The organism is Actinoplanes sp. TBRC 11911 (assembly GCF_012933445.1).
In the GTDB taxonomy this organism is placed as follows: Bacteria; Actinomycetota; Actinomycetes; order Mycobacteriales; family Micromonosporaceae; genus Actinoplanes.
The window spans coordinates 166558-174038 of sequence record NZ_JABBNC010000016.1; the positions used below are offsets into that span (position 1 = coordinate 166558).

Annotated in this window: 6 protein-coding genes and 1 tRNA gene; 2 read left to right on the forward strand and 5 right to left on the reverse strand. The window is 68.4% G+C overall.

Annotated features, from left to right (window positions below; all coding sequences use genetic code 11):
- Positions 1 to 397: 397 nt before the first annotated feature.
- Positions 398 to 466: transfer RNA gene (locus HH310_RS22560), tRNA-Arg, on the reverse strand.
- Between the two features lie 277 nt (positions 467 to 743).
- On the opposite strand from HH310_RS22560, the gene HH310_RS22565 reads away from it, so the two are divergent.
- Positions 744 to 1217, forward strand: a complete 474-nt coding sequence (locus HH310_RS22565; protein ID WP_312034261.1) for an NUDIX hydrolase — start codon at positions 744 to 746, stop codon at positions 1215 to 1217.
- 63 nt (positions 1218 to 1280) lie between these two features.
- Here the strand turns inward: HH310_RS22565 and HH310_RS22570 are convergent, their stop codons facing one another.
- Positions 1281 to 2465 carry an acyl-CoA dehydrogenase gene (locus HH310_RS22570; RefSeq protein ID WP_312034262.1) on the reverse strand — a complete coding sequence of 395 codons (1185 nt, stop codon included), beginning with the start codon at positions 2463 to 2465 and terminating at the stop codon, positions 1281 to 1283.
- Positions 2462 to 3247, reverse strand: a complete 786-nt coding sequence (locus HH310_RS22575) for a DapH/DapD/GlmU-related protein (protein ID WP_169177594.1) — start codon at positions 3245 to 3247, stop codon at positions 2462 to 2464. Before HH310_RS22575 ends, HH310_RS22570 begins: the two co-directional genes overlap by 4 nt.
- A 169-nt stretch (positions 3248 to 3416) precedes the next feature.
- Here HH310_RS22575 and HH310_RS22580 point away from each other — a divergent pair, with 169 nt between their 5' ends.
- Complete coding sequence (locus tag HH310_RS22580; protein WP_312034263.1) at positions 3417 to 4736, forward strand: helix-turn-helix transcriptional regulator; 1320 nt, start codon at positions 3417 to 3419, stop codon at positions 4734 to 4736.
- A 215-nt stretch (positions 4737 to 4951) separates the two neighbouring features.
- On the opposite strand, the gene HH310_RS22585 is transcribed toward HH310_RS22580, so the two are convergent.
- Together HH310_RS22585 and HH310_RS22590 are read right to left on the reverse strand one after the other, a co-directional pair.
- Complete coding sequence (locus HH310_RS22585) at positions 4952 to 5959, reverse strand: hypothetical protein (protein ID WP_169177595.1); 1008 nt, start codon at positions 5957 to 5959, stop codon at positions 4952 to 4954.
- A gap of 488 nt (positions 5960 to 6447) precedes the next feature.
- Positions 6448 to 7481: hypothetical protein (locus tag HH310_RS22590; RefSeq protein WP_211192474.1), on the reverse strand; the 1034-nt coding region annotated here is incomplete at its 5' end.

Genomic DNA, 7481 nt, shown 5'->3' on the forward strand with positions numbered 1-7481 from the left:
GAGCGTAGTCGCGGCTGCCGGCTCGGCATGGATCGGCCGGAGCCGCCGCGGGCGGCGAGACGCCCGTCAAGCCCATCCAGCCTTGGAGCGGGGCGGGCGGCGTCACTCCGCCCCCACAATCGCGCCGATCAGCGGATCGCAAGCACATCCACGCGCCCGCTCGTTGCCCACCCTCCCGCGGCTGGTCGGCCGGCTTGGACCGGGACACCAACTAACCAGTCCTCGCATCCCACCCCGAACAAATGCCCTCGACACGACCCATTCCACTGTGGATGAACGCCGCAGCGGCACACGATCACCATCCGATCACCCGGGTTCCGCATAATGGGACGACTTGAAACCGGGAAACGGAAAGGCCGTCACCGGCGTTTCCGCTGATGACGGCCTTTCCGTGCTGTGCGCCCGAAGGGACTCGAACCCCTAACCTTCTGATCCGTAGTCAGATGACTAGTGGTCGTACGTACGCTGTGTAACCCTCGGCCGGAAAGGTTCGCCCGGAGGCATTTGAGCAGTTCAGAGCGGATTTACGTTCTCGCAGGTGGTGGCCGAGTCCACCATTGGTGTGCTGTCGGGACCGTCGATCGCCATCCTGTCGTGCTGATTCAGTCTCGGCCGTACTGGAACGGTCGCCGACATCCGATCACCCACGGAGCACCACGCACCGCCATCACCCTGCGTAGTACCGGTTCAAAGCGACTGACCAAAGGCGGATCCCCTGGCCCGCTCGCGGTTAGCCTGGCGCGGTGACTGACGACTACACGGCGTCGTTGCCTCGCAAGCGCATGGGCGCTGCGGCGCTGCTCTGCGATGACGCTGGCCGAGTGCTGCTGGTCGAACCGACCTACAAGGACTACTTCGAGATCCCCGGAGGTTCGGTCGAAGCCGATGAGTCGCCGTACGCCGCGGTCGTGCGCGAACTGAAGGAGGAACTGGCGCTACACGTGCAACCTCGCCGGTTGCTGGTGACTGACTGGGTGCCGCCCCGGCCGGGCCGGACCGAGGGTCTGATGCTGATCTTCGACGGCGGGATCCTCACGCCGCAGCAGACGGCCCAGATTCAAATACCGGCCGAGGAACTGCGGAGCTGGGCATGGTGCACCGAGCAGGAGGCCGCCGAGCGGTTGTCGGAATTACTGGCCCGGCGGATAGCGGCGGCTATGCGAGCCCGGGCGGAGGGTACGGTCCTTTACCTGGAGAACGGCTTCTTCGTAGCCTGAGGAGCATTTCCCGGACAGCGAACGGGCTCCACGGCACCGCGGCCGTGGAGCCCGTGTTGTTAATCAGGCTGCGGCGGTCAGCGTGGCCAGCCTGCTATTGGCGGGTCCGGCCAGCAGACTGACCCCGCCCGAGCGGTAGAGGCTGTCGTGGATGCCGTCGGCGTAGAGCAGCCCGGTCAGGTCGGCGCGGGCCTTGGCGACGGGGTGACTGCGCTGGAAGCCAGCCGCGCCGATTAGCGGAGCCAGGTTGTTCACGGCTTGCACGGCGGTGTCGACGCCGGCGGCTTTGCCGAGCCGGGCGAGCAGGTCGGCGGCGGGGTGCCCGATCATGGCAAGCCGGGTGGTGGTCACCGTGGCGAGCAACGCCGCGGTGATTTCGGCGTGGGTGCGGCCCAGGGCGATTAGGGCGTTGTCGCGGACCCGGGGCAGGATGCCGGTGCTGCGGCGGGCGGCCAGGGCGTCGGCGACCAGAGCGTGTACGCCGGCGGCGGTGCCCAGGGCGGTCGCGGTGACCAGGGGCCGGAAGCGGGCGAAGTGCTGGTGGAAGATCTCCAGGCCGTTGCCGGGGGCGCCGAGCAGCGCGGTGGCGGGGTCGACCGGCAGGTCGTGCAGGCGCAGCGCGCCCCAGCTCCAGCCGCCGAGCCCGAACGGCTCGATGACGTCCCGCTCGGCCCTAGGGTCGTCGGCGTCGACGAGTACCGCGCTGATCCGCGCGTCCGGGTCGCGGACAAACACCACGAATGCGGCGGCCTCGGTCAGCCGGGACACCCAGCACTTCTCGCCGGTCAGCCGCCAGGTGCCGCCACGCCCGGGGCGGGCCCGGGTGGTGATCTCACGGATGCGGGAGCCGCCATGGCGTTCGGTGGCGGCGATACCGATCAGCTCGCCAGCGCGCAGCCGCTCGTCCCAGGCGCGGGCGATAGCGGTAGGCGCGTGGGTGAGGACCATGGCTCCGTGCCCGGCGCCGGTGCAGTCGCGCAGGTCGAGGTCGCGGGCGCCGGCGAGGAACTGGGCGAGGGTCTGCCACACCGGACCGGCCGGGCCCGTCGGGGCGCGGTGCCTGCGGGCGGCGAGTTCGTGGCGCAGCTGGAGTAGCCACGCCGACCAGGCTGCGGCGTCGTGGTGGGCGGGGGCGGCAGAGCTCAACTCGCCGAGGGCGGCATCGAAGCGTTCCAGGCTTGTCCAGGCGGGGGTATCGAGTTCGGGCACGCTGCTACGCAGCGGCTCCAGCCAGGTCAGGGCGTTCACGGCGTCACCTGCCCGCGCGCCGTGGCGGGAACTCCGTAAACGATGGTGTCCTCGGCGACGTCGCGCGTGACCACCGAGCCGGCGCCGACGAGGGCGCCCGGGCGTACGGTGACGCCGGCGAGCACGACGGCGCCGGTACCGACCTTGCTCCCTGCGCCGAACGCGGGCGGGGTCAGCGGCATCTCGTGGGCGGGGTCGCGCCAGATCAGTTGCTGGTCGTTGACCGTACGGACGCCGGAGCCGAGGAATGCTCGGTCGCCGACGACGGTGTCGGCGGTCAAATGCGAACCAGGTGAGCACCGAACGCCGGAGCCGATCTGGCAGCCTCGCTCGACGGTGAGGTTCGCGGCCAGCTGGCTGCCGGCGCCGACGTGCACGCCGGTGCGCAGGAGGGTGTGGTGCCCGATCGTCGTGTCGTCGCCGATCGTGGTGTCGGCGTAGACGATGGCTCCGGAGCGGATGATCACTCCGGCGCCGATGATGGTGCCGGCGCCTGCACCGCTGTAGACCTCGCGCACGGCGTAGCCGTACTCGGGTTCTCCGAGCACGGCGTGGTGTCCGATGTACGTGCGGTCGCCGATGGCCACACCGCCGTTGAGCACGGCGTACGCGCCAATCGTGACCTGCTCGCCCAGCACAATCGGACGTGGGGTTGCCCGCAAGTCCGCAGGGATGAACACCGCTGTCGGGTGCAGCCGGCAGCCGCCGCCGAGCTGCAACAGGCCGGCCTGGACCAGTTGCGCCGCGGTGATCGGCTCATCGGTGATGGTATGGGTCATCATCAGGCTCCCCTTGTGAGTCGTTCCCGCCGGACGAGGTGGTGCGGGCGGCGTAAACAGTCCATCGGACAGACCCGACCCAGAGAAGGCATGTCACTTTCCGTGCAAGAGACTTGCATGATCTGCAACCGAACCGTCACGCTCGAATTCCCCGTGCGAGGACGGAGCCACCGTGAGCGCACCCCAGTGGACCGCCAACCCCGCAGTCCAACAAGCGGCAGAGGCCGGCGACTACGCCACGATCCTGCGGTTCTCCCGGCTCGCGGCCGGGCTGACCCTGCAGCAGCTCGGCGCGGCGGGCGGCTACTCGGCATCCACACTGTCAAGGCTGGAAAGCCGTCGCCGGTCTATCCGCGACGTCGCTGAACTACGCCGACTGGCTGACCTGTACGACGTACCTGCGGAACTGCTCGGCCTGGCAACCACGCCTGGACCACACGACGGGTCTACCCTGACCAGAACCGTCGACGGAGAGGGCGACACCGTGCAACGACGCAGGTTCTTGGCCGGCGCAGCCGCTGTCGGGGCCGGCGCGATGATGCCGGCACCCGCAACCGCCGCACCCGCCGGCAATACCATCGAGGACGTCCTGTTCGGCCGGCTCACCGCCGAACCGCTGCCGCCCCAGCAGATGACCGCCCAGATCGCCGCGGGCCGAGCCGACTACCGCGCGACCCGCTTCACAAGGCTCGCCCGACGGCTGCCGCGGCTGCTCGCCCAGGCAACAGCCAGCCGCACGGCGGCCGACCTCCACGAGCAGGCAGGCGCGGCCCAGCGACTCGCCGAGGCGTACGGCCTCGCCACCCAACTGCTCATCAAGCTGCACGACGACGGCCTGGCCTTCGCCACCGCCGACCGGGCCGTACAAGCCGCAACCGGCGGCAACGACCCGCTGATCATGGCCGAGAGCCAACGACTCGCCGCAACCGTGCTACGCCGCGTTGATCACGGCGACAGCGCCCAGCGGCATGTGCTCGACGCCGCCGAGCAGGTGCACGCCTTCACCCGAGAGGGAGGACCGGCGTATCACGCCATGTACGGGCAGCTACTCGCCGTAGCCTCCTACACCGCCGCGATCCGCGACGACAGGGACACTGCGTGGACGCTGCTGGCCGAGGCTGAGCAGCCAGCCGTCGCAGCCGGGACGTCCGACCGTTTCAACACCACCGAAATTTCGGTCTACCGCATCAGCGTCGCCCGCACCCTTGGCGACTACGGTGCCGCCGTCGACTACGCCCGCCGCGTCGATCCCCGCTCGATTCCTGACGCCGAGCGCCGCGCCCGCTACTGGGAAGACCGTGCCCTCGCCTTGCAGGGCCGCGGCCGGCCAAGAGCGGCTTACGACACGCTGCTGGCCGCCGAACGCGACGTTCCCGAAGAGGTCCGATACCGGCCCTGGGCCCAACAACTAACCCGCGACCTGCTGTCCACCCCCGCCAGCTACGGCCTATCCGGCATACGCGAATTCGCAACCCGAGTCGGCGTCGCCTAACCGCTGCCGCGCAGCATCGACCAGTATCGGGTTGGGGCTCACGACCCAGACGAGCACAAGTCCGGATCAGCCGCCGGTGGTGACGTAATCGCACACGCCGCGTCTTGGCCGCAAGAAACGTCCAGGCGGACGACGTGACTCAATCGACAAGCAGCCGACGCGACACGGTGACCGGTCGCGCCTCGTCAAATCACCCGGTGAGTGGGGGTCGCGCGTCACGGACTGACGATGTCGTCCATGGACATCTGGAACCAATCCAGCCCGTGAAAGATGTGCAAGCGGTCCCCGCGGCCGACGACACGCACCCGATCTGGTAGGGGCCGGCCGTCTGGCAGTACCAGCCGATACCTGCCAACTTCGCGCAGGGCGCCGTCTCCGAGCTCCGCGACGACGAGCCGGTCGCGGTGCCCACTGTAACCACCGACCAGGGCGACCCGGCCGTCGTCGACGATCAGGCCCCGGACACCGCTGGCGAGTTCGTTGCGCCAAGACGTGACCTGCCCGTGCTGGACTCGCACCACCGGAAAGTCTGTGTAGTAACACGCCCAGGCGGTCTCCCCGACGACGTTCAGTGCATAGCAGTCGGCGATGCCCAATGCGCCGTCCGACGGGAAACGCCACCGAGGTTCCCCGGCAGGTCCGAACCGTGCCAACCCGCAAGCACCCAGCGGAGCCGGCCCCGGCCCACCCCACCCGTAGTTGCCGAACACCCCCTCGTCGAAGTAGGAGACCCAGGCCTGCCCGGACGGCGTGGTGAAGACATCCTCAATCCCATCGCCGAGGGTGTACTCACCCGCAACCGTGCCGTCCGAGGCGTACATGATGGCATTGCGGTCCGGTCCCTCAGGCCGCCAGAGGCAGCGACCGCCGACCGCCAGAGATCGGCCACCGGGCAGCGGCTGCACCGACGGGTACGCCAGCGGCATCGCCGCGACCCGCACGACATCGCCCAAATCAGGACAGTGCACGGTGATCCGAATGTCGGCCGGGCGGGCCGCCCGACTGTCAGGGAACGCTGCGCCACCCGGCTCTGTCGTCATCGACGTCAACCCGGCCACGTCGTCGGGAGAACACCACAGACCGATGGCCTCGCCCGCCGGCCCCACCGACATGGTCAGCAGCTCGTCGCCGTGATCACCGGCCGTTAGCCGCCCGTGCCGCCGCAGCACCAACTCGGGCAGCGCCCGCACATCCGTCCGCTCGTCAGCGTCACGCTCGCTCAAGTCATCCCCCGCATCAGATCAATGTCTTTCCCGTACGCCGCAAGCAGGTCCACCAGATAGTCAAAGACGTCTGCCGAACCCGGTCGACGGCGATCGTAGTCATCGACGAGATGCTCACGAGCGACGGTCGCGTCGTGTCAGTTCGAACCGTGAGTTTCTATTCGGGCCACGGCGCCGGCCGCAGGGCCACGCTTAATCTGTCGAGCGTCACCACCCACGGACGAAGATGAGCGGCTCGCCAATCGTGATCTCACCCGCTGCCGAGTCGACGCCCTCCCCTCGCAGCCCCCGATCCCGCTTCGCGGGCCACGCGGCTGGACCAGCCGCAGCGGGAAGAAGGGGCCGCGCCGGACCGGTCGCGGGAAGCGCCCTTTTACCGAGGTCCGACTATCGAAATCCGGCCCGGGACCCAGCCGCACACGTCGGCGATCGAGATGGCCGCGACCAGGGCGGATGAGGTTTTCGGCATCGGCAGGACTCTGTAAGGGTCAGTCGAGCCGCCGAGGAATCAGCGTGGTGGAGTCTATCGTCGAGGGGCTCGCCTCGGTGGTAAACCGAACCGTGAGGCCAGCGCCGACGGCAATGCTATGGGACGCCCTGCGTGCGCGTTTGCGATCGCGACGCTTTAGGTGCTGGGCAGATTGAGCCGCACCATGTTGACGCAGCTTCCGGTGGAACTCCCGCCAGTTTTTCGGTTGGATCGCGAATGCGGCTTGCGCGAGGCCGCCCCAGTGTTCAGGGCGGTCGCGGAGCGCCTCGTCGAGCGCCCGCAAGATCTCGAGCGGTACCCCGGTGGAGGGCCGCTCGGGTCGCTCCGCGTCGTCACCGGCGTGACAATAGTGATCGTCAATTTTTTGAGACGATGTCGCAAGCACCTGTGGGTGACGGTGTCCAGAGGAGTCAGGCGCAAGGCGGTATTCGCACCAGGTGGCCAAGGCGTCGTTTTCAACTATGACCAGCGGGGATCTCACCTTGTTGATCTCCGCTCGGGTGTGCGCGTAGGTGTAGAACTCCGCGGGGTGGCGCAGGATATCCGTGCACACCAACAGGTCTGCAAGCGCGACCAGCCAGGTACCGGCCGCCGGCTCGTCCGAACGCTTGCCTCCATCGGGCAGATGTGTGGCGAATGGATCCACTCGGTCCAAGGTGACGATGATTGACATCGGGTCAGGCGCGTTCGGGATGGTCACAGCCCGCTTCTTGGCATCCTGGAGGCCGTCTGCCCCAGCCTGCAAGTGGGTGATCGTCCGTGCGTTCTGAGTCAGGGCCTTGTCGACGAACTCGCGGGTCTTCTTGCGGACCCGATCAGGGGCCGCGCGCCGTGCTGGATCCGTGAACCGACCGCCTTTGACCTCGACAACGACAGTGGCGCCGGGCGTGGCAACGAGCACGTCGATGTCCGGGCGTCCCGGTGCTGGATAGGTGTAGCCCACGTGCACGTTGTCAGCGCCGAAAACTGAGGCCAACGCCCACCGAGTCAAATCCTCACATCCAGCTTGGCGACGCTTGTCGAGGGCGTCTA